This window comes from Kitasatospora misakiensis, assembly GCF_042656005.1.
Taxonomy (GTDB): Bacteria; Actinomycetota; Actinomycetes; order Streptomycetales; family Streptomycetaceae; genus Kitasatospora; species Kitasatospora misakiensis.
Genome location: NZ_JBHSOF010000010.1, coordinates 68,580 through 94,795, shown reverse-complemented (window position 1 = coordinate 94,795; position 26,216 = coordinate 68,580). Strand labels below are relative to the sequence as shown.

27 protein-coding genes are annotated in these 26,216 nt (G+C 74.3%); 9 read left to right on the top strand and 18 right to left on the bottom strand.

The features are described from left to right. Window positions 1–53 precede the first annotated feature (53 nt). From ACFP3U_RS10970 to ACFP3U_RS10950, 5 genes are all read right to left on the bottom strand, one after another. Complete coding sequence (locus ACFP3U_RS10970) at window positions 54–1,874, bottom strand: LCP family protein (RefSeq protein ID WP_380225158.1); 1,821 nt, start codon at window positions 1,872–1,874, stop codon at window positions 54–56. Window positions 1,875–2,119: 245 nt separating this feature from the next. Then, complete coding sequence (locus ACFP3U_RS10965; RefSeq protein ID WP_380225157.1) at window positions 2,120–3,598, bottom strand: MFS transporter; 1,479 nt, start codon at window positions 3,596–3,598, stop codon at window positions 2,120–2,122. Window positions 3,599–3,713: 115 nt separating this feature from the next. Then, window positions 3,714–4,202 (bottom strand): MarR family winged helix-turn-helix transcriptional regulator, encoded by a 489-nt coding sequence (locus ACFP3U_RS10960; RefSeq protein WP_380225156.1) that lies wholly within the window; start codon window positions 4,200–4,202, stop codon window positions 3,714–3,716. A gap of 84 nt (window positions 4,203–4,286) precedes the next feature. Further along, window positions 4,287–5,450, bottom strand: a complete 1,164-nt coding sequence (locus ACFP3U_RS10955; protein WP_380225155.1) for a hypothetical protein — start codon at window positions 5,448–5,450, stop codon at window positions 4,287–4,289. A 458-nt stretch (window positions 5,451–5,908) separates the two neighbouring features. Next, complete coding sequence (locus tag ACFP3U_RS10950; protein ID WP_380225154.1) at window positions 5,909–6,148, bottom strand: chaplin; 240 nt, start codon at window positions 6,146–6,148, stop codon at window positions 5,909–5,911. Between the two features lie 478 nt (window positions 6,149–6,626). Here ACFP3U_RS10950 and ACFP3U_RS10945 point away from each other — a divergent pair, with 478 nt between their 5' ends. The 3 genes from ACFP3U_RS10945 to ACFP3U_RS10935 all read left to right on the top strand — a co-directional run bounded on the left by ACFP3U_RS10945 (window position 6,627) and on the right by ACFP3U_RS10935 (window position 7,749). Beyond that, window positions 6,627–6,869 (top strand): chaplin, encoded by a 243-nt coding sequence (locus ACFP3U_RS10945; protein WP_380225153.1) that lies wholly within the window; start codon window positions 6,627–6,629, stop codon window positions 6,867–6,869. A gap of 110 nt (window positions 6,870–6,979) precedes the next feature. Then, window positions 6,980–7,255 carry a chaplin gene (locus ACFP3U_RS10940; protein WP_380225152.1) on the top strand — a complete coding sequence of 92 codons (276 nt, stop codon included), beginning with the start codon at window positions 6,980–6,982 and terminating at the stop codon, window positions 7,253–7,255. Window positions 7,256–7,374: 119 nt separating this feature from the next. Beyond that, on the top strand, window positions 7,375–7,749 hold the full coding sequence (locus ACFP3U_RS10935) for a hypothetical protein (RefSeq protein WP_380225151.1): 375 nt from the start codon (window positions 7,375–7,377) through the stop codon (window positions 7,747–7,749). A 128-nt stretch (window positions 7,750–7,877) separates the two neighbouring features. Here ACFP3U_RS10935 and ACFP3U_RS10930 read toward each other — a convergent pair whose 3' ends face one another. Next, window positions 7,878–8,534 carry a hypothetical protein gene (locus ACFP3U_RS10930; protein ID WP_380225149.1) on the bottom strand — a complete coding sequence of 219 codons (657 nt, stop codon included), beginning with the start codon at window positions 8,532–8,534 and terminating at the stop codon, window positions 7,878–7,880. 300 nt (window positions 8,535–8,834) lie between these two features. Here ACFP3U_RS10930 and ACFP3U_RS10925 point away from each other — a divergent pair, with 300 nt between their 5' ends. The 3 genes from ACFP3U_RS10925 (at window position 8,835) to ACFP3U_RS10915 (ending at window position 10,125) form a co-directional block, all read left to right on the top strand. Next, complete coding sequence (locus tag ACFP3U_RS10925; protein WP_030304790.1) at window positions 8,835–9,179, top strand: hypothetical protein; 345 nt, start codon at window positions 8,835–8,837, stop codon at window positions 9,177–9,179. Window positions 9,180–9,260: 81 nt separating this feature from the next. Then, window positions 9,261–9,605 carry a rodlet layer protein gene (locus ACFP3U_RS10920; protein WP_380225148.1) on the top strand — a complete coding sequence of 115 codons (345 nt, stop codon included), beginning with the start codon at window positions 9,261–9,263 and terminating at the stop codon, window positions 9,603–9,605. 253 nt (window positions 9,606–9,858) lie between these two features. Then, window positions 9,859–10,125 carry a hypothetical protein gene (locus tag ACFP3U_RS10915; protein ID WP_380225147.1) on the top strand — a complete coding sequence of 89 codons (267 nt, stop codon included), beginning with the start codon at window positions 9,859–9,861 and terminating at the stop codon, window positions 10,123–10,125. A gap of 65 nt (window positions 10,126–10,190) precedes the next feature. Here the strand turns inward: ACFP3U_RS10915 and hemB are convergent, their stop codons facing one another. The 7 genes from hemB to ACFP3U_RS10880 all read right to left on the bottom strand — a co-directional run bounded on the left by hemB (window position 10,191) and on the right by ACFP3U_RS10880 (window position 17,576). Then, window positions 10,191–11,171, bottom strand: coding sequence for a porphobilinogen synthase (gene hemB / locus ACFP3U_RS10910; RefSeq protein ID WP_380225146.1), 981 nt, complete (start codon window positions 11,169–11,171; stop codon window positions 10,191–10,193). Between the two features lie 67 nt (window positions 11,172–11,238). Next, a complete protein-coding gene (locus ACFP3U_RS10905; protein WP_380225145.1) occupies window positions 11,239–12,909 on the bottom strand; it encodes a bifunctional uroporphyrinogen-III C-methyltransferase/uroporphyrinogen-III synthase in 1,671 nt (556 codons plus the stop codon). Next, the gene (gene hemC / locus ACFP3U_RS10900; RefSeq protein ID WP_380225144.1) at window positions 12,906–13,919 is read right to left on the bottom strand and encodes a hydroxymethylbilane synthase; all 1,014 of its coding nucleotides are present in this window, start codon (window positions 13,917–13,919) and stop codon (window positions 12,906–12,908) included. Before hemC ends, ACFP3U_RS10905 begins: the two co-directional genes overlap by 4 nt. Before the next feature lie 41 nt (window positions 13,920–13,960). Continuing rightward, window positions 13,961–15,298 (bottom strand): glutamyl-tRNA reductase, encoded by a 1,338-nt coding sequence (locus tag ACFP3U_RS10895; protein ID WP_380225143.1) that lies wholly within the window; start codon window positions 15,296–15,298, stop codon window positions 13,961–13,963. A gap of 34 nt (window positions 15,299–15,332) precedes the next feature. After that, window positions 15,333–16,229 carry a redox-sensing transcriptional repressor Rex gene (locus ACFP3U_RS10890; protein WP_380225142.1) on the bottom strand — a complete coding sequence of 299 codons (897 nt, stop codon included), beginning with the start codon at window positions 16,227–16,229 and terminating at the stop codon, window positions 15,333–15,335. A gap of 101 nt (window positions 16,230–16,330) precedes the next feature. Continuing rightward, a complete protein-coding gene (locus ACFP3U_RS10885) occupies window positions 16,331–17,104 on the bottom strand; it encodes a 3'-5' exonuclease (protein WP_380225141.1) in 774 nt (257 codons plus the stop codon). 187 nt (window positions 17,105–17,291) lie between these two features. Continuing rightward, window positions 17,292–17,576, bottom strand: coding sequence for a glutaredoxin family protein (locus ACFP3U_RS10880; protein WP_380225140.1), 285 nt, complete (start codon window positions 17,574–17,576; stop codon window positions 17,292–17,294). Between the two features lie 118 nt (window positions 17,577–17,694). On the opposite strand from ACFP3U_RS10880, the gene ACFP3U_RS10875 reads away from it, so the two are divergent. The 3 genes from ACFP3U_RS10875 to ACFP3U_RS10865 all read left to right on the top strand — a co-directional run bounded on the left by ACFP3U_RS10875 (window position 17,695) and on the right by ACFP3U_RS10865 (window position 21,811). Next, on the top strand, window positions 17,695–18,738 hold the full coding sequence (locus tag ACFP3U_RS10875; RefSeq protein ID WP_380225139.1) for an HAD family hydrolase: 1,044 nt from the start codon (window positions 17,695–17,697) through the stop codon (window positions 18,736–18,738). Between the two features lie 636 nt (window positions 18,739–19,374). Then, complete coding sequence (locus ACFP3U_RS10870) at window positions 19,375–20,121, top strand: ECF subfamily RNA polymerase sigma factor, BldN family (RefSeq protein WP_380225234.1); 747 nt, start codon at window positions 19,375–19,377, stop codon at window positions 20,119–20,121. A 343-nt stretch (window positions 20,122–20,464) separates the two neighbouring features. Continuing rightward, window positions 20,465–21,811 (top strand): DUF5667 domain-containing protein, encoded by a 1,347-nt coding sequence (locus tag ACFP3U_RS10865; RefSeq protein ID WP_380225138.1) that lies wholly within the window; start codon window positions 20,465–20,467, stop codon window positions 21,809–21,811. Window positions 21,812–21,893: 82 nt separating this feature from the next. On the opposite strand, the gene ACFP3U_RS10860 is transcribed toward ACFP3U_RS10865, so the two are convergent. From ACFP3U_RS10860 to ACFP3U_RS10840, 5 genes are all read right to left on the bottom strand, one after another. Further along, entirely contained in the window at window positions 21,894–22,907 is a 1,014-nt protein-coding gene (locus ACFP3U_RS10860; protein WP_380225137.1) for a lysophospholipid acyltransferase family protein, read from the bottom strand. A 6-nt stretch (window positions 22,908–22,913) separates the two neighbouring features. Further along, window positions 22,914–24,053: an NAD-dependent epimerase/dehydratase family protein gene (locus ACFP3U_RS10855; protein ID WP_380225136.1), complete on the bottom strand. Its 1,140-nt coding sequence runs from the start codon at window positions 24,051–24,053 to the stop codon at window positions 22,914–22,916. 150 nt (window positions 24,054–24,203) lie between these two features. Then, on the bottom strand, window positions 24,204–24,302 hold the full coding sequence (locus ACFP3U_RS10850; RefSeq protein ID WP_003948845.1) for a 30S ribosomal protein bS22: 99 nt from the start codon (window positions 24,300–24,302) through the stop codon (window positions 24,204–24,206). Between the two features lie 189 nt (window positions 24,303–24,491). Then, window positions 24,492–24,701 (bottom strand): helix-turn-helix domain-containing protein, encoded by a 210-nt coding sequence (locus ACFP3U_RS10845; RefSeq protein ID WP_045937940.1) that lies wholly within the window; start codon window positions 24,699–24,701, stop codon window positions 24,492–24,494. Between the two features lie 251 nt (window positions 24,702–24,952). Further along, on the bottom strand, window positions 24,953–26,149 hold the full coding sequence (locus tag ACFP3U_RS10840) for an acetoin utilization protein AcuC (RefSeq protein WP_380225135.1): 1,197 nt from the start codon (window positions 26,147–26,149) through the stop codon (window positions 24,953–24,955). Between the last annotated feature and the right edge of the window lie 67 nt (window positions 26,150–26,216).

The following is a 26,216-nucleotide window of genomic DNA, read 5'->3' as shown; positions in this document are numbered from 1 at the left end:
TCGGCGGGGAGCCGGGGCGCCGCCCGTCGGTGTTCGCGGGAGCCGTCGGGGGCTCAGCCGCCCGAGCCGTAGCTGGTGTTGGCGCAGATGTCGTCGTCCGCCGAGCGGGCCTCCTCGGTGACCGAGCTGGGCAGCGGGGCGGGGGCCGCGGGGGCTCCCGAGGCGCCCGGGGCGGAGGCGCCGGCACCGCCGTTGGCGTCCGCGTAGTCCTTGCCGAGGACGACGCTGATGCCGGCCGCCGAGGTGGCGGTGAGGGTGGCCCCGGGGAACAGCTCGGCGACCTTCTCCGCGTTGGCCTTCTGCCCGGCGCCGTACTCGATCGCGGTGGTGGCCTTGTTGGTGGACTTCGCCTGGTTGATGCCGGTGACGGTGAACTGCGCCGCCTTGAGCGCGTCGCCCGCCTTGGCGCCCAGGCCGTTGACGGTCGTTCCGTTGTAGACCGCGACCTTGATCGGCGCCGCCGGGGCGAGGTGCGCGGTGGGCGCGCTGGTGGTCGGCGCGGGCTCCGGCGCGGCCGGGGCCTGCGGCGTGGCGGACTGCTCGCCGGTGGCGTCCTTGCCGTCGAGCGTGCGGTCGGCCTTGATGGCCTCCCAGAGCCGGTCCACGTCCGGCTTGACCAGGTCGAGGTTGGCGTCGCTGTAACGCCACGGCGGGGTCACGAACTTGAGGTCGTGGAGGTCGATGTTCTTCAGCGACAGGGCGAAGGACATCAGCTTGTCGACCGAGTTGAGCCCCTCGTCGACGCGCAGCGACTTGGTGGCGGCGTCGGCCAGCGGCAGCAGGGTGGTGGGCTCCAGGCCCTTCTTCTTCACCGTGCTGATCATCGAACTCATGAAGGCCTGCTGACGCTTCATCCGGCCGATGTCGGAGCCGTCGCCGATGCCGTGCCGCAGCCGGACGTAGTCGAGCGCCTTCTGGCCCTCCACCTTCTGCCGTCCGGAGGGGAGGACCTGCGCGCCCTTCTTGGGGAGGTTCGGGTTGATGTCGCCCTCGAAGATGGGCTTGGGCAGGCAGACCTCGACGCCGCCGACCGCCTTGGTCATCGCCGCGAAACCCGAGAAGTCGACCACCAGGGTGTGGTCGACCCGTATCCCGGTGAGCTTCTCCAGCGTGTTCTGGGTGCAGGCGGCGTTGCCGTCCGGCGACTCGCCCTGCGTGAACGCGGCGTTGAACAGGACGTCCTTGCCCTTCTGCTCCTTGGTCCACTTGCCGTTGGGGAGCTTGCAGGGCGGGATGGTGACCAGGGTGTTGCGCGGGATCGAGACGCCGATGGCGTTCTTGTGGTCGGCGTAGACGTGCAACAGGATCGTGGTGTCCGAACGGGCGCCCGCGGCGTCGCCGCCGCCGAGGTCGGAGTTGCCGCCGCCCCGGCTGTCGGAGCCGATCAGCAGGATGTTCACCGGCTTGTTGCCGTTGGCGTCGGCCGTGGCCTCCGGCGGGCGGTCCTTGCTGAGGCCGTCCGCGTCGATGGTCTTGATGTTGCCGCTGAGCTTGAAGTAGATCGCGCCGCCGGTCCCGGCTATCAGCACCAGGGCACCGACCGCCGTCCAGCCGACGATCTTCTTGATGTTGCGTTCGGGCTTCTTGCCGCGTCCGCCGGAGCGGCGGTGGCCCGAGCCGTTCTGCCCGCCGTCGCCGCCCTGTCCGCCCTGTCCGCCGCGGCCCTTGCCCTGGGCCGCCCGCCGGGCCTCGGCGCGGCCGCCGGGCCGGGGGGCCGGGATCGAGCCCGTGGCGCCGGTCGTCCCCGCGCCGGCCGTGCCGCCGCCGGAACCACCGCCGGAGCCACCACTCGCGGCTCGGCTGCCCGTGGAGCCGCTCCGGGTGCCGCCGGAGCCCGCCGAGCCGGTCGAGCCCTCCGAACGCGGTCCGGCCACGCTGGGCTGACTCCTGTCTCGGCGACCCGACATCCCCGCACCTCTCACGGCTGTGCCATCGAACGATCGGCGGCCAAGGTTGTGCCCCCAGGCGCCAGGTGGAGCATACAAGCCGACCGGAAACGACCGTTCGCCGCGCCGGGTTCCGCGGGTGCGCGGGGGCCCGGGGCGGGCGGCCCAGGGCGGTCACCCGCCGACGGCCGCCCGTCGGCGGGTGCGGACGGGCGACCGCGGCCCGGCGGCCGTCACCGCGCCGGACGCAGCACCAGGGCGGTGACGGCGAAGGCCAGCGCCAGCAGCCCGGTGGCGACCGCGAAGGCGAGCCGGAAGCCGCCGGTGAGCGCCTCGGCGGCCGGGTGGCCGGCGGCGGCCAGGGCCTCGCCGTGCGAGGTCGCCAGGGTGGAGAGCACGGCCACCCCGAGCGCCGCGCCGACCTGCTGGGTGGTGTTGAAGAGCCCGGAGGCGGTGCCCGCGTCCGCCTCGCCCGCGCCGGACATGCCCAGCGAGGCGAGGCCGGAGAGCACCAGTCCTCCCCCGCCGACGAGCAGCATGGTCGGCAGCAGGTCGACCGCGTAGCCCGCGTCGGCCGGCAGCCGGAGCAGCAGGCCGAGCGCGGCGACCAGCAGGGCGAGGCCGGCCAGCAGCACGGCCCGCTCGCCGAACCGGGCGCTCAGCCGGGCGGAGAGCAGCAGCGAGACGGCGCCGATGGCGAGGGCGGCCGGCAGCATGGCGAGCCCGGTGGCGGCGGCGCCGTAGCCGCGCACGTTCTGCAGGTAGAGGGCCACCAGGATCTGGAAGCCGAACATCCCGGAGATGACCAGCACCTGCACCCCGTTGGCGACGGAGACGGCCCGCGAGCGGAACATCCGCAGGGGCAGCAGCGGTGTCGCGGCCCGGGCCTGCCGGGCCAGGAAGCCGGCCAGCAGGACGAGCGCCAGGGCGCCGAGGCCGAGGGTCCGCGCGGAGGTCCAGCCGTGCTCGGCGGTGCCGACGATGGTGAAGATGCCGAGCATCAGCGCCGCCGTGATCAGCACCGCGCCGAGGGCGTCGGCGCCGGCCCGCAGTCCGGGCCCGCGGTCGGGGGCCAGCACGCGCAGGGCCAGCAGGGCGGCGGCCAGGCCGAGCGGCAGGTTGATCAGGAAGATCCAGTGCCAGTCCAGCGCCTCGGTGAGGATGCCGCCGAGCACCTGGCCGATCGAGGCGCCGGCCGCGCCGACGAAGCTGAACGCGCCGATGGCGCGGCCGCGCTCGCCCGGCTCGGGGAAGAGCGTGACGATCATGCCGAGGCTGACCGAGGAGGCCAGCGCGCCGCCGACGCCCTGCAGGAAGCGGGCGGCGATCAGCATGCCCTGGTCGGTGGCGAGCGCGCAGAGCAGCGAGGCCGCGGTGAACAGCAGCAGCCCTGCGACGAACACCTTCCGGCGGCCGACGAGGTCCCCGAGCCGGCCGGCGAGCAGGAGCAGCCCGCCGAAGGCGATCAGGTAGGCGTTGACGGTCCAGGTGAGGTCGGCGGAGGTGAACCCGAGGTCCCGCTGGATGGCCGGCAGGGCGACGGTGACGATCGAGCCGTCCAGGACGATCATCAGCATCCCCGCGCAGAGCACCGCCAGGGCGAGCGCCCGGGAGCGGGTCGGGGAGGTCCTGGGCGGGGCGCTCCCGGCCGGTTCCGCCGAGGCGGGTCGCGGCGCGGTCGGGTCGTGCTTCATCGGGGCGTGCGTGGTCATGGTGGGTCTCCCGGTCGTCGAGTACCGGGTAAGACGCTAACAGATGGTTTTGTTGTGGACTATCTTTTCCCGGAGAATCTCCTGCCGGATGATCCTCTTCGTGACATCAGCGACATCATCCCCGGGAGCGGCGGGCGCGGCGGACCGTCCGCTCGCTCTCCACCGGTTCGGCCAGCGGGCCGCCCACCAGGCGGGTCAGCGCCGAGACGAAGGCGGTGCGCTCGTCGTCCGGCAGCGCCTCCAGCACCTCCCGGTGCACCCGGTCGGCGATCGCCGTACCCCGCTCGACGGCGCGCTCCCCCGCCCCGGTGACCGAGATGATCCGGGCCCGGCGGTCGACGGCGGACGGCCGGCGCTCGGCCAGCCCGGCCTTCTCCAGCTCGTCGACGGTCACCACCATGGTGGTCTTGTCCAGGTCGGCCAGCTCGGCCAGCTGGATCTGGGTGCGCTCGGCCTCCATCGCGTGGAAGAGCACGCAGTACGCGCGCGGGGTGATCCCGAGCTCGGTGAAGGCGGCCGCCATCCGGGTCGCGAGCACATGGCTGGCGTGGTCCAGCAGGCCGGAGATGTCACGGATCTGCCGCGCGGGCGGGCTGGTCGTCATGGTTCCGAGGTTAGCAACGACCGTCCGCCGACGGATGATCCCGTGCGGGACCGCTTCGGCCCCCAGGGACCGGCCCCGGTCGGCCTACGGGATGCCGAGCTCGAACAGCGCGTACCCCGCGTACCAGCCGGCCGCCACCGCCGGCATCGCGAACAGCCCGGCCACCGTGCTCGGCCGCAGCCGGCGCAGCGCCACCGCCAGGCCGATGCAGAGCGGGAAGGCCGGCAGCAGGTAGCGCGAGATGTTGCCGTAGATCTGGTTGCTGCTCAGCGCCATGAAGACGGTCATCAGCGTGTAGACCACCAGGACCAGCGGCGGCCGCAGCCGCAGCAGCAGCACCAGGAGTCCCGGCAGGGCGATCAGCAGGGCCACCGCGATGAGGTCCGGCGCCGGGTTGGACTGCCAGAACGTCCAGTGCCCGGTGATCGTGTCCAGGGTGCTGCGCGCGGTGGACGCGCCCCAGTCGAAGTAGCGGTTCCAGGCCCCGCGCTGGAGCTTGAAGTAGCCGGTCCAGTCGCCCATCCGCCAGCCGACCCAGGCGATGTAGCCGAGCATGCCCCACGGGGTGATCAGCATCGCGGTCAGCGGCCGGGCCACCCCGTCGGTGCGCCGGACCAGCGCCACCAGCGCGGCGATCGAGACGGCGGCGATCAGCGTGGCCGCGGTCGGCCGGTTGAGCCCGGTCACCAGGGCGAGCACCCCGGCGGTCAGCCAGCGGCGGGTCATCACGCAGTAGCAGGCCCAGGCCGAGAGGGCGACGAAGAGCGAGTCGGAGTAGACCGCCCACTCCACGCCCGAGCCCGGGAACAGGCCCCAGACCACCGCCGCGATCACGCCGGCCCGGAAGCCGCCGAGCCGCTCGGCGATCGCGAAGATCCCGGCCGCGGCGACGAAGGAGGCGAGCACCGAGACCACGATGCCCGAGCCGTACGGGCCGAGCCCGGTCACCGCCCCGACCAGCCGCATCAGCCACGGGTAGAGCGGGAAGAACGCCGCCGAGTTCTCGTAGTAGGTGGCCAGCGGGTAGCCGTGCAGCGGGATCAACTGCGGGTCGTAGCCGTTCTCGGCGATCCGCTGGTACCAGACGCCGTCCCAGGTGCCGAGCACGTCCCAGGGCCGGGCGCCGCCGCCGCGCCCCGGGTCCTTCTTGAGGAAGTCCTCGGTGTGCGAGAGCAGCAGCAGGAAGACGGTCAGGCCGGTCGCCTTGACCATCGCGTACGCGCCGAGCGCCGGTGCGAAGCGGTCCACCAGGGCACCGAACCGGCCCGGGCCGGGCCGCGGAGCCGCCGGCCGCTCCGCGCCGTCCGCCCCGTCGGCCGTCCTCGGCGACGAGGGCGACGGCGTGGAGGACGACGGCGTGGAGGACGACGAGGGCACGCCCGCGCCACCCCCCGACGACTCGGTGCTCGATGCCGTGCTCATCAGCTCTGGTACTCCCCGCCCCACTCGTGACCGGCGCGCCGAACCGACACCGCGACGCCGGGCGAGCCTACGACACGGCCGCCGCCGCACGGGCGGGCAGCCCGCCCGGTGGCCGGACGGCGGGTCGCGGACGGAACATCCGCGCAGGTGGCGGGTGCCGGGCCCGGTCGGCCCCCGGGGCCGGGCCGGATCGGTCCGGCCCCGGGAACGCCGCGAGCCGCCACTCCGCACCCCAGGAGGGAAGCGCGGGAGCGGCGGCTCGCACCGGCCGGACCGAGGAACGATCAGCCGTGGTTGACGCAGGTGTTGCCGAACGCCGGGTTCAGCAGACCGATCACGTTGATGGTGTTGCCGCACAGGTTGACCGGGATGTGGATCGGAACCTGCAGCTGGTTGCCGGAGATGACACCGGGGGAACCGGCGGCAACACCCTCGGCGCCGGAGCTGGCCATCGCGGTGCCGGCACCGGCGGCCACGATGCCGACAACAGCGGCGCCGACGGCGGCCGTCTTCTTGATGCTCATGAGGAGCCTCCTGACTGTTCGACAGAGATGCACGGGGAGTGCGACATCTCCAACGAGGCCCGGTCAGCCCGGTTGCGAGGGCACCCCCGTTGTCACCCGTCCGGAGGAACGGCCCCACCGGCCGGGCATTCGGGTGACTGCCGCGTCCGACCGTTTCCCCCGGCCCGGCGCCTCGTTCTCCCAGTCGGAACACGCTCCACCCGCCCCGCTACGACGAGGAGATCCGCCGCCGGTCCAAGCCCGTCCGGAATTCCTCCCGGTCGCGCGTCGATGCGAATTCTTCCCGGCCGTGCGGGAATCGTTCGCGACGCACGGTACCGCGGCGGCCGCTCATCGCCCGAGCCATGGGCGACACGCGCCATCTGGGCCGCCCGAGTGACAATCACGGCATTCCCAGACGCCAACGGGCCAGGATTTCCCCTCGCCCGGCTCCCGACTATTCCACAGACGGTCGGGCAGAAATCGGAGGAAGAACCACATGCGTAACCTCAAGAAGGCTGCCGCCCTGTCCCTCGCGACCGCCGGCCTGGTGGTCGGTGCGGCCGGCGGCGCGTTCGCCAGCTCCGGTGCCCAGGGTGTCGCCGCCGGCTCCCCGGGCGTGCTCTCCGGCAACCAGATCCAGATCCCGGTGCACGTCCCGATCAACGTCTGCGGCAACTCCATCGGGATCATCAGCATCCTGAACCCGGCGTTCGGCAACACCTGCATCAACAAGGGCTGAACCGGTGGCCGCCGACCCGGCGGCCGCGGTTTCCCCGTACCCGTGCCGCACCCCGCCGCCGGCGGGGTGCGGTCCGCTCAACCCGTGTGTGATCGAGGAGATCAACCCCCATGCAGAACGTGAAGAAGGCCGCCGTCCTCTCCGCCGCCGCTGCCGGCCTGGTGCTGGGCGCGGCGGGCGGTGCCTCCGCCAGCTCCGGCGCCGAGGGCGTCGCCGCCGGCTCGCCCGGTGTCGTCTCCGGCAACCAGCTGCAGGTCCCGGTGCACATCCCGGTGAACCTGTGCGGCAACTCCATCGACGTGATCGGTCTGCTGAACCCGGCGTTCGGCAACACCTGCATCAACGCGGAGGCCGAGCACCACCACCACGACATGGACGACTGCTGATCCCGATCGGCACGCGTTCCGCCCGCACTGCCCCCCGGCCCGCCGGCCGGGGGGCGGTTCGGCGTACCCGGGCGCGGTCCGGTCGCCCGGGGACTTCCTCCCCCCGAAGGTGATTGCGCATGGTTTCGAAGAAGAGCGGGGCCGGCCTCGCCGCCGCCCTGGGCGCCGCGGTGCTGCTCGGCGGTGCCGGCGCGGGAGCGGCGCACGCGGCCCCCGCCGAGGGCGGCGCCGCCCTGACCAAGACCGACGTCGCCCAGGCGCTCGGCGGCACCACCACCGGCCTCGGCTACGGCATCGCGCCGGTCAAGGACCTCCGGCTGGACCCGTGGGCCAACTCCTCCGCCGACGTGCTGAACAACGGCGCGACCGTCCAGCCGGAGAACTCGGGCCTGGCGCCGGTCGGCACCGACCTGCTGACCGGCCCGCTCAGCGCCGGCGGCGGCCCGCGCGACCTGCCGGTGGTCGGCGGGCTGCTCGGCGCGCTGCCCGGCTGAGCCGCCGCGGCGGCACCACACCGCGAACGCCGGGAGCCCGGCACCCCGTCCTGCGACACGGGGTGCCGGGCTCCCGGCGTTCGGCCCTACAGCTTCGGCCCTACGACTCCGGCCCTGCAGCTTCGGTCCTACAGCTGGGCCAGGCCCGCCAGACCGGTCTCCTGGACGACCCCGGTGGCGGTGGCCGTCGTGGTGGTCGCCAGGTTGTCCACCGAGTCGGTCACCGAGATCCGCTCGTCCTCGTTGCCCAGGGTGGCGCTGGCGCCGGGCACGGCCTGCACCGCGCCGGTGATCAGCCGCGGGTCGATCTCGTCGATCTTGACCCGGCCGTCGGCGAGCTGGCCGGTGCCGTCCTGGGCCAGCGAGAGCGGCTTGCCGAGGCCGATCCCGGGGGTGTCGGCGTGCAGCGGCGCGGCCGGGGCGTCCAGCAGCAGTTCGCCGAGGTCGGCGCCCCGGTCGAGCAGCGGCAGCGGCAGCTCGGCCTTGGCGGTCGGGCCGACCTTGCCGGTACCCAGGGCGGGCACGATGCGCTCCGGGATCAGCGCGTCGCCGGTGGTGTGGGCGGGCACCGGCGGCATCACCAGCGAGGTCGGGATGCCGCCCGAGATCCGGCTGTCCAGCGGCGCCACCGGAATGTCCACCGGCACCTGCTGGGTCGCCAGCTTGTCCTCCAGCGCCCCCACCTGCTCGGGACCGACCGGGGCGGCGGACGCCGCCCCCTGGGAGGCGAGCACGCCCGCACCGACCGCCAGCAGCATCGCGCCGGCCCGCTTGGAGAACCTCATGCTTTTCACCGTTCTGCCTGTCCGTACTGGAGATCTCTCATGGGAAGGCTGCGCGGGCGCAGCCGAAAGCAATGTGCTCAACGACCCACCCGGATCCCGGATTGCGGCGGTTAGCCGGTTCGGGCTAATAATCCGAAAAGAAACACCCGACCGCCGAGCCTCCCGGACTCTTTTCAAAAATCCCCGTAACCTTCCGTGCCGTCATTCTTTGATCTGAGCGTCAGTGACCGCAGACCGGGTCTGAGCGTTGTACGCGTTGTACGCACGGAAACCAAGAGCTTTTCAGAGAGGGATCTCCCCATGATCCAGAAGTCCTTCGCGGCCGCCGGCCTGGCCGCCGCCGCGCTGGCCGTCGCCGCGGCGCCGGCCTCGGCCATCGGTGACTCGGACGGCTCCGCCGGGTCGTTCCAGGGCAACGGCGGCACCAACTTCACCGGCACCGTCGGTGACCACAGCCCGAACTTCCACTTCCTGGACAACGCGAACGTCTGCCTCCCCGAGATCCACAACATCGCGGTCGGCGTTCTCGGTGTGGCCGTCCCGGTCGAGGTCCCGATCGCCAACAGCGGTGGCAAGCAGTACTGCACCCAGGGCCAGGGCACCCAGACCAAGGGCGACTCGGGCGTCTCCCACCTGATCGGCTGACCCGCTCGTCCCCAGTCGCGTCACCCCCCTGAATCCACCCTTCGAATCGCTCCCCGATTCACCCCTGAGAGGAACACCGAAATGATCAAGAAGTCTTTCGCCGCCGCCGGTCTGGCCGCCGCCGCCATCGCGATGTCCGCCGGCTCCGCCTCCGCCATCGCCGACTCGGACGGCTCGGCCGTCTCGGTCCAGGGCAACGGCGGCACCAACCAGACCGGCACCCACGGCGACCACAGCCCGAACTTCCACACCCTCGACAACGCGAACATCTGCCTGCCGGAGGTCCACAACATCGCGGTCGCCGTCCTCGGCGTGGCCGTCCCGGTCGAGGTGCCGGTCCTCAACAGCACCCCGAAGCAGATCTGCAACGTCGGCCAGAACACCCAGTCCTCGGGCGACGCGGGTGTCTCGCACCTGATCGGCTGATCCGGCCGCACGGCGCGACGGAGGGCCCGGGGACGTCTGGTCCCCGGGCCCTCCGGGCGTACCGGACCGGACGGCCGGCCGCACCGCACGGCCGCCGTCCGGCCGGTGACGGGCCGTCGGCGCGGCGCGCGGGGCGCCGTGCTGGACGGCACCCGGGTGCTCCCGGGCCGGGGCGGGACCCCGGCACCGACCGGAGCACACACCAGAGGCAGAGCGCCCGCAGGGGGCGCTCCGGAAGAGAGGGCAGAGATCCATGAAGAGCAAGCTGGGCAAGATCGCTCTGACCGCCGTCGGCGCGCTGGCACTGGCCGGCCTCGCCGCCCCGGCGGCGTCCGCGCACGTCGGCCTGGCCGGCGGCGCCGAGTTCATCGCCTCCGCCCACCCGGTGTTCGCGGCCGGCGAGTGGGGCGGCATCGCCCACACCTCGCACATCCTCACCGGTGCGCACGGCTGGGGCGCCGCCACCTCCACCGACGTGGTCGGCGGCGAGGAGGGCTTCGCCCACATCGGCGGCTGGTAGCACGCGCGAAGGCCGGGTCCCACCCCTCGGGGGCGGGACCCGGCCTTCGGTGCGTCCGGACCGGGCTACTTCACCATCGCGGCGGCCTCGACGGCCCAGTAGGTGAGGATCTGCTCGGCACCGGCGCGGCGCAGCGAGGTCAGCGTCTCCAGGATCATCCGCTCCCGGTCGATCCAGCCGTTGGCCGCGGCGGCCTCCACCATCGCGTACTCGCCGGACACCTGGTACGCGGAGACCGGCACCGGCGAGGCGTCGGCGATCTGGCGCAGGATGTCCAGGTAGGCCATGCCCGGCTTGACCATCACCAGGTCGGCGCCCTCGGCGAGGTCCAGCTCCAGCTCGCGCAGCGCCTCCCGGGCGTTGGCCGGGTCCTGCTGGTAGGCCTTGCGGTCGCCCTTCAGCGAGGAGCCGATCGCCTCCCGGAACGGGCCGTAGAACGCCGAGGCGTACTTGGCGGTGTAGGCGAGGATGCCGACGTCCTGGTGGCCGGCCTCGTCCAGCGCCTTGCGGACCACCGCGATCTGGCCGTCCATCATCCCGGACGGGCCGACCAGGTGGACGCCCGCGTCCGCCTGCACCCGGGCCATCTCGGCGTAGCGCTCCAGGGTGGCGTCGTTGTCCACCGAGCCGTCCGCGGCCAGCACGCCGCAGTGGCCGTGGTCGGTGTACTCGTCCAGGCACAGGTCGGACATGACCACCAGGGCGTCGCCGACCTCGGCGACCACGTCCCGGATCGCCTGCTGGAGGATGCCGTCCGGGTTGGTGCCCTCGGTGCCGGTCGCGTCCTGCGTCTCGGGGACGCCGAACAGCATGACGCCGCCCAGGCCCGCCTCGGCCGCCTCGGTGACGGCCTTGCGCAGCGTCTCCCGGGTGTGCTGGACCACGCCCGGCATCGACGCGACCGGGACCGGCTCGCGCACGCCCTCGCGGACGAACAGCGGCAGGATCAGCTCCGCCGGGTGCAGCCTGGTCTCCGCGACCAGCCGGCGCATCGCCGGGGTCGAGCGCAGCCGGCGCGGGCGGACGTACGGGAATTCAGCGGACACGGCTTCTCTCTCCGAACGGTGGTGCGGGCGCCGGGGGCGGTCCGGGTGGTCCGCTCCCGGCCTGGATTCAGCGCGCGGCCTTGCGGCGCGAGCCCGGACGGCGCTCACTGGGCCGGTAGACCGGCTCGCCGGCGGCGGTCGCGGTGTCCCGGCGCTTGGCGCCGAAGTCTGCCAGGGCCTGCGCCAGCGCGGCGGCCGACGGGGCCGGGGCCATCACGTCGACCCGCAGGCCGTGCTCCTCGGCGGTCTTCGCGGTGGCCGGGCCGATGCAGGCGATGACCGTCACGTTGTGCGGCTTGCCCGCGATGCCGACCAGGTTCCGCACGGTCGAGGACGAGGTGAACAGCACCGCGTCGAAGCCGCCGCCCTTGATCGCCTCACGGGTCTCGGCCGGCGGCGGCGAGGCGCGCACCGTCCGGTACGCCGTCACGTCGTCGACCTCCCAGCCCAGCTCGACCAGGCCGGCCACCAGGGTCTCGGTGGCGATGTCGGCGCGCGGCAGCAGCACCCGGTCGATCGGGTCGAACACCGGGTCGTACGGCGGCCAGTCCTCCAGCAGCCCGGCGGCGGACTGCTCGCCGGACGGCACCAGGTCCGGCTTCACGCCGAAGTCGACCAGCGCCTGGGCGGTGGTCTCGCCGACCGCCGCGACCTTGATCCCGGCGAACGCCCGGGCGTCCAGGCCGTACTCCTCGAACTTCTCGCGCACCGCGCGCACCGCGTTCACCGAGGTGAAGGCGATCCACTCGTACCGGCCGGTGACCAGGCCCTTGATCGCCCGCTCCATCTGCTGCGGGGTCCGCGGCGGCTCGACCGCGATGGTCGGCACCTCCTGCGGCACCGCGCCGTACGAGCGCAGCTGCTCGGACAGGCCGTGCGCCTGCTCCTTGGTGCGCGGCACCAGGACGTTCCAGCCGAACAGCGGCTTGGTCTCGAACCAGGAGTGCGAGGAGCGGTGGGCGACCTGCTCACCGACCACGGCTATCACCGGGGTGGCCGGGTCCACCGGGGCGGAGACCGGCGCGGGCAGCACCCGGGCGGCCTTGAGGTCGGCCGCGATGGTGGCCAGGGTGGCGGTGAAGGTGCGCTGACGGGTGGTGGTGCCGGAGAGCGTCGCGCTGAGCGCCGACTCCGGCTTGCGGCCGTTGGCGACCAGCGCGTTGGCGGTGGCCGGCAGCTGGCCGAGGGTGGTGCGCACCACCAGGGTGGTCTCCGGCGCGCCCAGGTCCACCGGGGAGCCGGCCAGCAGCGCGCCGGCCTCCACGAAGCGGACGTCGGTCCCGGCGGCGCCGCGCAGCGGCACACCCGCGTAGGCCGGCACGCCGACCGACTGGGCGACACCCGGGATCACCTCGAAGGCGATCCCGGCGCCCGCGCAGCCGAGCATCTCCTCGGCGGCGCAGCCGTCCAGGCCCGGGTCGCCGTCGACGGTCCGCACCACGTGCTTGCCGGAGCGCACGGCCTCGGCGACCAGCCCGGCCAGGTCGAAGTCCGGCCCGTCCGCACCGGGGGTGTGCACCTGCACACCCGACGGACAGTGGCTGCGCACGGCGGCGGCGGTCAGCGGGTCGGCGACCAGGACGTCGGCCGAGGCCAGCACCTCGACCGCGCGCAGGGTCAGCAGGCCCGGGTCGCCCGGGCCCGCCCCCAGGAAGGTGCACCGGCCGGTCGCGGGGACCGTGCCCCCGAACGGGCTGTCGGCCGGGAACGGGCTGTCGGTGGCGGCGGTGGGGCTCATCGGGCTCGCTCCCCCATCAGGGCGGCCGCGCCCGCGTCGAGCAGCCGGGCCGCCAGCGCGCGGCCGAGGGCCGCCGCCTGCTGCTCGGCGGCCTCGTCGAGGACGATCGGACCGTGGGCGGACATCTTCAGCAGGGTGGCGCCGTCGGTGGTGCCGACCACGCCCTCCAGCCGCAGTTCGGATCGGTGGACCCAGCCGGCCAGCGCGGCGACCGGTGCGGAGCAGCCGGCCTCCAGGGTGGCGAGCAGGGCGCGCTCGGCGGCCACCGCGGCCCGGGTGGGGGCGTGGTCGAGGCCCGCCAGCGCGGCGGCCAGGGCGGTGTCGGCGGCGGCGCACTCGACGGCCAGCGCGCCCTGGCCCGGGGCCGGGGTCATCAGCTCGGGGTCGAGGTGCTCGGTGATCTCGGCGGACCGGCCGAGCCGGTTCAGGCCGGCGGTGGCCAGCACCACGGCGTCCAGCTCGCCGGAGGCCACGAAGCCGATCCGGGTGTCCACGTTGCCGCGGATCGCGACGGTCTCCAGCTGGGCGCCGCGGGCGTGGGCCCAGGCGTTCAGCTGCGCCATCCGGCGCGGCGAACCGGTGCCGATCCGGGCCGGGCGGCCGGCTCCGGCCAGCTTCTCCACCAGCTCGCCGAGCGCCAGGCCCTCGCGCGCCACCAGGGCGTCGCGGCTGTCCTCGCGCTCGGGGACGGCGGCCAGCACCAGGCCCTCGGGGGCCGCGGTGGGCAGGTCCTTGAGCGAGTGGACGGCGAAGTCGATCCGGCCCTCCAGCAGCGCGTCGCGCAGCGCGGAGACGAACACCCCGGTGCCGCCGATCTGGGCCAGCGCCTCGCGGGAGGTGTCGCCGTAGGTGGTGATCTCCACCAGTTCGACGGGGCGCCCGGTGAGGCGGGTCACCTCGCGGGCGACCATGCCCGACTGGGCCATGGCGAGCGCGCTGCGCCGGGTGCCGAGCCGCAGGGGTGCCGCGGTGGTGTCCGGTGCCTGGCCGGTGAGCGGTTGACCATTCATGGGGTGATCGTCCCGGTGGTACTCGTGGGATGGCTGACGGTTCATCCGGCGCCCCCGCCCGCAGGCTGCTGGGTGCCGATCGGGGTGCCCGAGACCGCGTGCACGGCGGCCGGGTCGAGGTCGAACAGTTCACGCAGTGCCTCCGCGTAGGAGGCGCCGCCGGGCTCGGCGGCCAGCTGCTTCACCCGCACGGTGGGGGCGTGCAGCAGCTTGTCGACGACCCGGCGGACGGTCTGGCCGATCTCGGCGCGGGAGCGCTCGTCCAGACCGGGCAGCCGGGAGTCCAGGCGGCCCAGCTCGGCGGCGACCACCTCGGAGGCCATCGCGCGCAGCGCGACCACGGTCGGGGCGATCCGCGCGGCCCGCTGGGCGGCGCCGAAGGCGGCGACCTCCTCGGCGACGATGCCGGTGACGGCGTCGACGTCCCCGGCGCCGGGGGTGGCGGCGTGGGCGTGCGAGAGGCTCTCCAGGTCGACCAGGAGCGCGCCGGGCAGCTCGTGCACGGCGTGGTCGACGTCGCGCGGCATGGCGAGGTCGAGGAAGGCGAGCGGGGTCGCGGAGCCGCGCGCGGCGAGGGCGGCGGCGACGTCCTCGGCCCTGATCACCACGCCGGCCGCGCCGGTACAGGAGATCACCAGGTCGACGTCGGCCAGCGCCTCGGGGACCTTGGCCAGCTCCAGGGTGCGGGCGACGTCGCCGCCGAGGATCTCGACCAGGCGCTCGGCGCGCTCGGCGGTCCGGTTGGCGATCAGCAGGTCGGTGACGCCCGCGCGGACCAGGGTGGCGGCGGCCAGCGAGCTCATCGAGCCCGCGCCGACCACCAGGGCCCGCTTGCCCGCGATCGGGCCGGCGCCGGCCGCGACCTGCTCCAGGCCGAAGGTCACCAGGGACTGGCCGGCCTTGTCGATGCCGGTCTCGCTGTGCGCCCGCTTGCCGACCCGCAGGGCCTGCTGGAACAGCTCGTTCAGACCGCGCGCGGCGGTGTGCTCCTCCTGCGCCCGGGCCAGCGCGTCGCGCAGCTGGCCGAGGATCTGGCCCTCGCCGACCACCATCGAGTCCAGGCCGCAGGCCACCGAGAAGAGGTGGTGGACCGCGCGGTCCTCGTAGTGGACGTAGAGGTGCGAGGTCAGCGCCTCCAGGTCCACCCCGCTGTGGTGGGCGAGCAGCAGCGACAGCTCGGCGACGCCGGCGTGGAACTTGTCCACGTCCGCGTACAGCTCGATCCGGTTGCAGGTGTTGAGCAGCGCGGCCTCGGCGACGGTCGCGGACTCGGCCGCGTCGTGCAGCAGCCGGGTCGGCACCTCACCGGTCAGCGCGGCCCGCTCCAGCACGCCGACGGGGGCCGTGCGATGGCTCAGCCCTACGACGAGAAGACTCACGCCCGCCCCCTGGTCCCACGAATCTCGGTCCCGCTCATGCCGGCATCACCGCCGACAGCTCGCCCTCGCCGGTCTTGCCGGGCTTGCCCTTGGCCGCCGGCTCCGCGTCCTTGGCCGACTCGGCGGCGGTGCGGGGCTTGCCGTTGCCGCCGGCCGCGCGGCGCAGCTTGGCGGCGGCGGCGCGGACCGGACCGGGGGCGCGGTCGAGCACGGACTCCGTGCGGTCCGGCTCGTCGCCGGCCTTGCGCTGCTCGTGGAAGGCGAGGATCTGCAGCTCGATGGAGAGGTCCACCTTGCGCACGTCCACGCCGTCCGGGACGGTCAGCACGGTCGGGGCGAAGTTCAGGATGCTGGTGACGCCGGCCTCGACCAGCCGGTCGCAGACCTGCTGGGCGGCGCCGGGCGGGGTGGTGATGACACCGATCGAGACGTGCTGGCTCTCCACGATGGACTCCAGTTCGTCCATGTGGCGCACCGGCAGGCCGGCCGCGCTGCTGCCGACCACGGCCGGGTCGGCGTCCAGCAGGGCGGCGACCCGGAAGCCGCGGGAGGCGAAGCCGCCGTAGTTGGCGAGCGCGTGGCCGAGGTTGCCGATGCCGACGATGACGACCGGCCAGTCCTGGGTCAGGCCCAGCTCGCGGGAGATCTGGTAGACGAGGTACTCGACGTCGTAGCCGACCCCGCGGGTGCCGTACGAGCCCAGGTAGGAGAAGTCCTTGCGGAGCTTGGCGGAGTTCACCCCGGCCGCGGCGGCCAGCTCCTCGGAGGAGACGGTCGGCACCGAGCGCTCGGAGAGCGCGGTGAGCGCGCGCAGGTAGAGGGGCAGCCGGGCGACCGTCGCCTCCGGGATGCCCCGGGCACGCGAGGGTCGGCGCGCGGCGCCCTGGTCGGGCGTCTGCGAACTGCTCTGTGGTGATCGGCCGATTGCCACGGTGCTCCTGTGGGTGAAGCTGGGCTTTGGCAGCCAGGCTATGCGTTTGTGAACGTGTGCACAAAGATGGTGTCCGTTTTGTCCACGCACAGTGATGCGCATCACGCCGTCGAACCCATAGCACCGGATGATTTCAGGGCCATCGCCGGGGGCGGTTCCAGGGGCGGCCGAGGGCCGTACAGCAGGCCGTTCGGCAGGCCGGACGGGGCCGCGTGGACGAGTTCCCGCGGGAGCAGCGGCACCGGCGCGGACCGGGCCCGCCCCAGCCGCGGCCACGGCACCCGGGCCGCCTCCCGCAGCGGCTCGGCCCAGTCGCCCGGCGGGCAGGACGGCGCGCCCAGGCAGTGGCGGAGCAGGGCGGCGGTGGCCCGGGCGTCGCCCAGCGCGGTGTGCGCGGCGAACCCGCCCAGGCCGGCCGCCGCCACGCAGGCCGCCAGGCCGAACCCGCCGGCCTCCGGCAGGTGGTCGCGGGCCAGCCGCATCGTGCACAGCGACGGCACCGGCGGCAGCGGGACGCCGATCCGGGCGAACTCGCGGTCCAGGAACGCGTGGTCGCAGGTGACGTGATGGCCGACCAGCACCCGGCCGGCCAGCAGGTCCAGGAGTAACGGCGCGATCTCGCGAAAGCGCGGGGCGCCCTCGACGTCCTCCTGCGCTATCCGGTGCACATGGGTCGGGCCGACCGGGCCGAGCGGGTCCAGCAGAGTGCAGAACTCGCCCTCGGGGCGGAGCCGCTCGTCCAGCAGCACCACGGCCACCTCGACCATCCGGTGCCGCCAGGGGCTGCGGCCGGTCGCCTCGACGTCCACCACGGCGAAGCCTCCGCGGGCGGCCGACGGCTCGGCGGGCATGCCGGGGGGCGGACCGGGAAGCATGGCGGCACTCCTCGTGTGCTCAGCCCCCCATGGGCGCAAACGAGTTCGATCGTAAGCCGAGCACCGGGGGGCCTCCCAAGCCGAGCGCGCGGAATCTTCACAACGATTCGGCGAACCGCCCCCGCCGTCCGGCGGGGGTCCGGGCGCCTCCGGCCGGGTGGGGGCGGCGCGCCCGCGGTGGGGCGGGTCAGGCGCCGAGCGCGGTGCGGAGGCGCTTCTCGTCCACCCGCCAGAAGTCGTGCTGGCGACCGTCGATCAGGGTGACCGGGATCTGCTCCCAGTACAGCCGGTGGAGCTCCTCGTCCTGGGTGATGTCCCGCTCCTCGAAGGCCGCGCCCAGCTCGGCCGTCACCCGGACGATCACCTCCCGGGCGTCGTCGCACAGGTGGCAGCCGGGCTTGGCCACCAGGGTCACCGTCCGGTCGGCCGGCTTCGGGCCCCGGTTCTTGTCGCGTCGCAGCAGTGGACTCACCCCGCCATTGTGCGCCGCCCCCGCGGGTGGGCCGGACACGACCGTGCTTCGCTCCGTTCACCCTCCGGGCACGTCGCCGTCACGGCCGCCGCACAGGTGGCTGGCTATGCTCGGTGGCATGGCCGTGCTCCGAAGGCTCCTCCAGGCAAAGCGCCCCACCGGCTCGCGGGCCGCGCTGGCGGGCGAGGCCGCGGCCGAGGCGGCGGAGGCCGCCCTGCGGGCCGCACCGGCGCCGTCCGCCCCCGGGGAGACCGCCGCGGAGGTCGCCGCGGAGACCGTCGGGGAGACCACCGCGGAGACCGTCGGGGAGGCCGCCGGGGACGTACGGCCGGCCAGGCGCGGCAAGGCGCCCAAGGCCCCCGCCGAGAACCACACCCCCGAGCCGGACGACCCGCACGCCGCCGCCTTCTTCGACTGCGACAACACCATCCTGCGCGGCGCCGCGATCTTCTACCTCGGGGTCGGCCTCTACCGCCGGGGCTTCCTCACCCGCCGGGACATCGCACGGTTCGCCTGGCAGCAGACCTGGTTCCGGGTGCACGGCGCCGAGGACCCGGACCACGTGGCCGGCGCCCAGCACACCGCGCTGGGCCTGGTCGCCGGCAAGCGGACCGCCGATCTGGAGGCGCTCTGCGAGGAGGTCTTCGAGGAGGTCATCGCCGACAAGGTGTGGCCGGGCACCCGCGCGCTGGTCCAGATGCACCTGGACGCCGGGCAGCGGGTCTGGCTGGTCACCGCCGCCCCGGTCGAGGTGGCCCGGATCATCGCGGCCCGGCTCGGCATGACCGGGGCGCTCGGCACCGTCGCCGAGGCGCGCGACGGCGCGTACACCGGCCGGCTGGTCGGCGAGCTGCTGCACGGGCCGGCCAAGGCGGCCGCGGTGCGCTCGCTGGCCCGGCGGGAGCGGCTGGACCTCGACCGGTGCGCCGCGTACAGCGACTCGGCCAACGACATCCCGATGCTCTCGCTGGTGGGCCACCCGTACGTGGTGAACCCGGACGGCGCGCTGCGGCGGCACGCCCGCGCGCAGGGCTGGCGGGTCCGGGACTTCCGGACCGGGCGGAAGGCGGCCCGGGTGGGGCTGCCGGCGGCCGCCGCGCTCGGCGTGGTCGCCGGCGCCGCCGCGGCCGGGGTCGCCCTGCACCGCCGCCACCGGGTCTGAGCGACTCCGCCGCGCGCCGAGCGGGTCCGCCGCGCGACGCCCGCCCGGAGGGCCCCCGGCGGGGTGAGTCCGGTCAATTCGCGCGCTGACGATGCCGCCCGTACGGGCGAACTCCCGCGCGTCGCAGGGCCGTCCGGCCCCATCGACCGAACTCGCCAGCCAGTGACCGGATCTGATCGTTCGCCAGCCCGGGAAAGTCAGGGGTTATCGGGCCCAAGAACCGGGAAACCACCCGCCACACCGCCGAATTGGTCACCTGACGCACTCGTTCTGTCACGTTGGGCCAGCCGATCGCCGACACGTTCGGTCAGTGTCGGCCGGATATGTGCCCAATGCGGATCCCAAACGACCACTTCGACCACACGGTGTAGCTGTCATTGCACAAAGCGTTATTCTCTCCTGGATGCACGTCACCCACCCGCCCCAGCACGACCGGGCGGTCGGGCGTGCTCTCCGCGCAGGCGGAGGTGATCCGTCCACAGTTCTGCCTCTGGGAGTCCCGTGTACCCACCCGTCCGGAACGACGCGCCTGCACCCTCCCGCCCGTCGTCCGCGCCCCTGCGCTCCCGCACCAGCCTCCGCGGCCGGCCGGTCCCGCCCCGGCAGATCTCCACCGGCCTGGACCTGCTGCGCACCATGCTCCGCAGCCAGCTCGCCGCCACACCCCAACTGGTGCCCGCCGGAGGCGCGTTCGGCCAGGGCCCGGCCCAGCCCGGTGCCCCGCTGCTGCGCACCACCGCGGCCGGCTCGGCCGGCGCCGGGACCCGCGGCCGCGCCGGCAGCACCGGTGGCCGCAGCCGGTCCCGCACCACCACCGGCCCCGGCTACGAGACCGAGCACAACCCGATCATGGAGCTGGTCGAGCGCGCCCAGGCGGGCGAGAGCGAGGCCTTCGGCCGGCTCTACGACCACTACGCGGACACCGTCTACCGCTACATCTACTACCGGGTCGGCAGCCGGGCCACCGCCGAGGACCTCACCAGCGAGACCTTCCTGCGCGCGCTGCGCCGGATCGGCACGTTCACCTGGCAGGGCCGGGACTTCGGCGCCTGGCTGGTGACCATCGCCCGCAACCTGGTCGCCGACCACTTCAAGTCCAGCCGGTTCCGGCTGGAGGTCACCACGGGCGAGATGCTCGACTCCAACGAGTGCGAACGCAGCCCCGAGGACTCGGTGTTGGAGTCGCTCTCCAACGCGGCCCTGCTCGAAGCGGTCCGCCGGCTCAACCCGCAGCAGCAGGAGTGCGTCACGCTGCGCTTCCTGCAGGGGCTCTCGGTCGCCGAGACCGCCCGGATCATGGGCAAGAACGAGGGGGCCATCAAGACCCTCCAGTACCGCGCCGTGCGCACCCTGGCCCGGCTGCTCCCGCCCGACGCGCGGTGAGCCGACGCGCGGTGAGCCGACGCGCGGCGGGCCGGCGGCGCTCCGGGGAGGACCCCGGGGATGCGGCCGGGGACGCGGCCGGGGAGATAGGCCCGCCCGTCCGCGTCCCGCCGGGCGCGCCGTCACCCTCGACGGCGGCCCGACACATCCGGGTGAACGGTCGGTCCGATGATCAGTCGTGCGTAACCGACCGCCCGCACCGCTCGTTGGCCAAGGTGCAAGCCTCCACCAGGCGTGCGGTCAAGTCGAATTGCGACCTCTCACCCGATGGAGTGGCTTTGGCTTGCCGGGGCAACCGTCCGGCAGGCCGGGGTGTCGACAACGACGAAGGGAGGTGTGGCCCGTGACGGCAAACGTGCTGGAGCACCGGCGGGCGAAGGCCTTCGCCGAGGCGCTGGAGGCCCACCAGGCGGAGCAACGCGCTGCCGACGGCAACGGAACGGCCAACACCGCAACCGGCAACGCCGGTTCGGCCGCGATGGCCGAACTCATCGACACGGTCGGCGCGCTCGGCGCGCTGCCCGCCCCGGAGCTCGGCCACGAGGTCCGGACGGTCCAACGCGCCCAGCTGATGGCCGCGTTCGAGCAGGCCTTCGCGGGCGGCCCGGGCGCCACGGTGCCGCGGCAGCGCCGCCACCGGGCGGTCCGCACCGCGCCGCGCGGACGCTGGAGCCGCCGGTTCGCGATCGGCGGGCTGGTCGCCGGCCTCGCCGTCGGCAGCTTCGCCGGCGCCGCGGCCGCCAGCGGCAACGCCCTCCCCGGCGACCCGCTGTACGGCATGAAGCGCGGGTTGGAGGGCCTGCGGCTCAACCTCGCGGACACCGACAGCGAGCGCGGCGAGCTGCTGCTCGACAACGCGGCCACCCGCCTCGGCGAGGCCCGGTCGCTGGTCGGCCGCGCCGGCACCGGCGGCTCGCTCAGCCCGGGCACCGTCGACCAGGTCCGCCAGGCCCTCGACGACATGCACAGCGACGCCCTCAAGGGCCGCGACCTGCTGCGCGCCATCTACCGCAACAACGGCTCGCTCGACCCGATGCGCACCCTGGCCGGCTTCGCCCAGGACGAGGACGGCACCTGGGCCGAGGTCCAGTCCAGGCTCCCCGTCCAGCTCATCCCGCAGGCCCATCTGGTGGACCAGCTCTTCGACGACATAAGCCAGGACGTCGCGCCCCTGCGTCTGGTCCAGCAGCCCGCCAAGAGCGGTATGCCGGACGACGGCGGGGCGGGCGACGGCACCCGCGGGCCCGGCGCCCCGGGCGGACCGTCCGTCGGCACGGCCCCGGCCCCGTTGCTCGGCGGGGTACCGGCCCAGGGCGGTGCCACCGGCGGACCGGCCGGCAGCACGGTCAGCGGCAGGCCCGGCGGCACCCCGCAGGTCCCGCCGCAGGGCGGCGCGCCCGCTCCGCTGGCGCCCGCGGCCCCCGGCGGACCGGCGGCTCCGGCTCCCAGCGGCGAGTCCAACGTCGTCCCGGCCCCGGTCGGCGGGCTGGTCGACAACCTCACCAACGGGCTCACCGGGGCCAGGCCCTCGCCCAGCGCGGACGCCCCCGCCCCGGCACCGGCTCCCGACCGGTCCCCGGCGCAGCCGTCCGAGTCGCCCACCGCGAGCGGCGGCGCCGCCCAGCAGGGCGTCGAGGTGCCCCCGCTGATCCCGGGCCTGCTGCCCGGCCTGCGGATCCTCGGCGGCTGACCTGGCGGCCGAACGGCGGGGCCCCGGCGGACGAGCTGTCCGCCGGGGCCCCGCCGCGTCGGTCCCGGGCGCCGTGGACCGCTCAGAAGAACACCGAGCGCCGCCGCACCAGCAGCTGGTAGAGGGTGTGCTGGATGGTCTCGCGGACCTCGTCGGCCAGGTCGAAGACCAGCATCGGGTCCTCCGCCGCCTCCACCGGGTGCCGGTCGGTGGCGATCGGCTCGCCGAACTCGATGATCCACTTGGTCGGCAGCGGCACCGCCCCCAGCGGGCCCAGCCAGGGGAAGGTCGGCGTGATCGGCACGTACGGCAGGCCCAGCAGCCGGGCCAGTGTCTTGAAGTTGCCGATCATCGGGTAGGTCTCCTCCGCCCCGACGATCGAGCACGGCACGATCGGCACCCGGGCCCGCAGCGCGGAGGAGACGAAGCCGCCCCGGCCGAAGCGCTGCAGCTTGTACCGCTCGGAGAACGGCTTGCCGACCCCCTTGAAGCCCTCCGGCCAGACCCCGACCAGCTCGCCGCGCTCCAGCAGCGCCTGGGCGTCCTCGTTGCAGGCCAGCGTGTGCCCGGCCTTGCGGGCCAGCTCGTTGACCCCGGGCAGCACGAAGACCAGGTCGGCGGCGAGCATCCGCAGGTGCCGGTGGTGCGGGTGGTGGTCGTGTATCACCACCTGGGTCATCAGGGCGTCCAGCGGGATCGTCCCGGAGTGGTTGGCGACGATCAGCGCGCCGCCCTCGGCCGGGATGTTCTCGATCCCGCGCACCTCGACCCGGAAGTACGTCCGCGCCAGCGGCCGCACCAGCCCGAGCAGCACCTCCTCGGTGAGCTCCCGGTCGAAGCCGAACTCGTCCACCTCGTAGTCGCCGGTGATCCGGCGGCGCAGGAAGGCCAGGCCGTCGGCGGCGCGGTCCTCCCAGCCCTTGCCGAACGCGCGGGTCGCGGCGGCGCCGAGCCGCCCGGCCAGCGCGCCGCCGACCGCGTCGGCGACCCGGTCGGCCAGGCCCGGGCCCTCGGCCGGCGGCTCGGTCCAGCTGGGGGCGGACTCGATCGGGATGACCTTCGCCTCGCCCGGCCCGTTCTCGGCGGCGGCACTCATTCGGGTTCAGCTCCTGGGTCGGTGCGGTCGGTCGGGGGTGCCCGGGTCGGTGGGCCGGCCGGCCTCCCGGGCGGCCCGGTGGCCGGACTCCGGCCCGAGCAGCGCGGCCAGGCCGTCGGTGACGGCGGTCAGCCGCTGCGGCGGCAGCAGGCCCGGCGACTGGGCGGCGGCGAAGTCCGCGAAGGCCTCCGGGGTGGTGAACGCGGGGCGGTAGCCGAACGCCTCCCGCAGCCGCGTGGTGTCCACCACCCGGCCGTGGGTCAGCAGCCGCAGGTGCTCGGGCGAGACGTCGACCAGCCGGCTCCGCCGGGCCAGCCCGGCCATCCAGCTGACCGCCGGCAGCAGCAGCGGCAGGGTGGGCCGGCCCAGCCGGCGGGCGCACTGGGAGAGCAGCAGCACGCCCTCCCCCGCGACGTTGAAGGTGCCGGTGTTCACGGTGCCCGGCTCGGCCGGGAAGGCGGCCCGGCAGAGCACCTCGGTCACGTCGTCCTCGTGCGCGAACTGCAGCCGGGGGTCGTACCCGAGCACGGTCGGCAGCACCGGCAGCGCGAAGTAGTCGCTCAGCGGGGTGTCGGCGTTCGGGCCGACGATGTTGGCGAACCGCAGCACCGTGACGGCGACGTCCGGGCGGCGCCGGGCGAAGCCGCGGACGTAGCCCTCGACCTCGGCCGCGTCCTTGGCGAAGCCGCCGCCCGGCAGGGTCTTCGGCTGGGTCCGCTCGGTGAACACCGCCGGGTCGCGCGGGGCCGAGCCGTAGACGCCGGTGGTCGACTTCACCACCAGTCGGCGGACGCCCGGCGCCTTCTGGCAGGCCCCGAGCAGTTGCATGGTGCCGATCACATTGGACTCCTTCACCGCGGAGCGGTGGGTGGAGCCAAGACCGGTGGCGCTGACCGCGAGGTGGACCACGGTGTCGACGCCGTGCTCGGCGATCACCCGCGCCACGGCGGGGCGGCGCAGGTCCAGCTGCTGGAACCGGTACGGCGCGGCGGGCCCGTCCGGCTCCACGAGCGCGCGCAGTGCCGGGCGCGGCGGCTGCACGTCCACGCCGACCACCAGGTCCACCCCGGGCCGGCGGCGCAGCTCGGCCGCGAAACGGGCGCCCAGGTGCCGGGCCACGCCGGTGACGAGCACGACCGTTCCCACAGCGCTGCACCCCATTCCTCGGCCCGGGCGACCTGCGTGCACCGTACCGCGCCGCCGGGGCGGGCCGGGAAACGACACCGCCCGCCCGGGCCACGAGGGCCTGGGCGGGCGGTGCGAAGCGCTGGGCGCGCAAGGCGCGGCCGGGGCCGCTTACTTCTTGTTGCGACGCTGAACGCGCGTGCGCTTGAGAAGCTTGCGGTGCTTCTTCTTGGCCATACGCTTGCGACGCTTCTTGATGACAGAGCCCACGGAACAACCCTCGCTCACTGAGACTCTCGCCCGTGAGAGACGGAGTCCATACGACTGACGGAGGGTCCAGCCTACCGTCCACTTGCCCAGGGTCGTAATCGTGCTCCCCGGAGCAGGCGAACCGCAGGCGAATCCGGGGCGAACGGATGCGGGGTCCACCGGCGGTGGACCCCGTACGGACCGGCCTGCCTACGCGCTCTCGAGCCGCACGTAGGACTCCTTGAGGTACTCGTGCACTGCCTGCTGGGGCACCCTGAACGAGCGGCCCACCCGGATGGCGGGCAGCTCACCGCTGTGCACCAACCGGTAGACCGTCATCTTGGAGACCCGCATGACCGCGGCCACCTCGGCCACGGTCAGGAAGACGACGTCCTGCAAGGGGCGTTCGCCGGAACTCATGACCATCACCCGACCCTTACCCGTGTGCAAGGCACCGGCTTCCCCTCCGGTGACTCCACCGGCACACGTGTATCCCCAGAGTAGTTATGGGTGGTACCAGTGGGAAGAGGGGGAAGCGCAGTCCTCGTACGGTGAGGGATAAGCCCGTTGCAGTACGTAGCCGATCGGCGGTCTGTACCGGTCGCCCTGCGCACGGAACGCGACCGGGCACCAGGTCTCCACAAGCGGACGGCGCGGATTCGCCGGCCAGGTCAGGGCAGCAGGCCGTGGTGCGGCAGGACGGCGCGGCGGGTGGCCAGGATCGCCTGGTCGAGGCGGTCGGCCGGATCGTATCCCGCGTCGAAGTCGCGCCAGACCGGGCGGGCGCCGTCGGTCATCCGCAGCGGGGCCGGGCGACGGGTGCGCCGGTAGACCTCGGCGCGCCAGGACTCCGGGGTCTCGGTGGCCGGGTCGATCGGCCGGCCGGCGGCGGTGGCGACCAGATGGGTCCAGGTCCGCGGGACGACGTCGACGACGGCGTAGCCGCCCCCGCCGAGGGCGAGCCACCGGCCGCCGGCGTGCTCGTGGGCCAGCGCGTGCAGCTCCTGGGCGATGGCCCGCTGGGCGTCCACGGTGACGGCGAGGTGGGCCAGCGGGTCCTCCAGATGGGTGTCCGCGCCGTGCTGGGTGACCAGGACCTGCGGGCGGAAGGCCGCGAGCAGCTCCGGCACCAGGGCGTGGAAGGCGCGCAGCCAGCCGGCGTCGCCGGTGCCGGCGGGCAGCGGGAGGTTGGCGGCGGTGCCCTCGGCGTTCGGGCCGCCGGTCTCGGTGGCCCAGCCGGTCTGCGGGAAGAGCGTGGCGGGGTGCTCGTGCAGGGAGACGGTGAGCACCCGGGGGTCGTCCCAGAACGCCTCCTGGACGCCGTCGCCGTGGTGCACGTCCACGTCGACGTAGGCGATCCGCTCGGCGCCGAGTTCGAGCAGCCGGGCGATGGCGAGGGCCGGGTCGTTGTAGACGCAGAAGCCGGAGGCCCGGTCGGGCATCGCGTGGTGCAGACCGCCCGCGAAGTTGACGGCGTGCGGGGTCTCGCCGCGCCAGACGGCCTCCGCGGCGGCGACCGACTGGCCGGCGATCAGCGCGGAGGCGGAGTGGACGGCGGGGAACGACCAGTTGTCGTCGGTGCCGAGGCCGTGGCGCCGGTCCTGCCGCTCGGGGTGGGCGGCGGCGAACTTGACCGCCTCGACGTACTCCGCGGTGTGCACCAGGCGGAGGGTGGACTCGCCGGCGGCGGGCGCGGCGCGGACGGTGACGCCCGGCCCGGCGGCGAGGCCGAGGGACTCCACCAGGCGCATGGTGAGCGACAGCCGGGCCGGATCCATCGGGTGGCCCGGGCCGAAGTCGTAGGCGGTGACCGCCTCGTCCCAGAAGAGGTGCAGGCCGCAGGAGGTGTCGCGCTCGGCGTCGGGCATGGCCTCCACCGTAGTGGGTGGCGGCGGTGCGGCCGGGCAACGGGTCCTTGAACTCCGGCGGTACGGA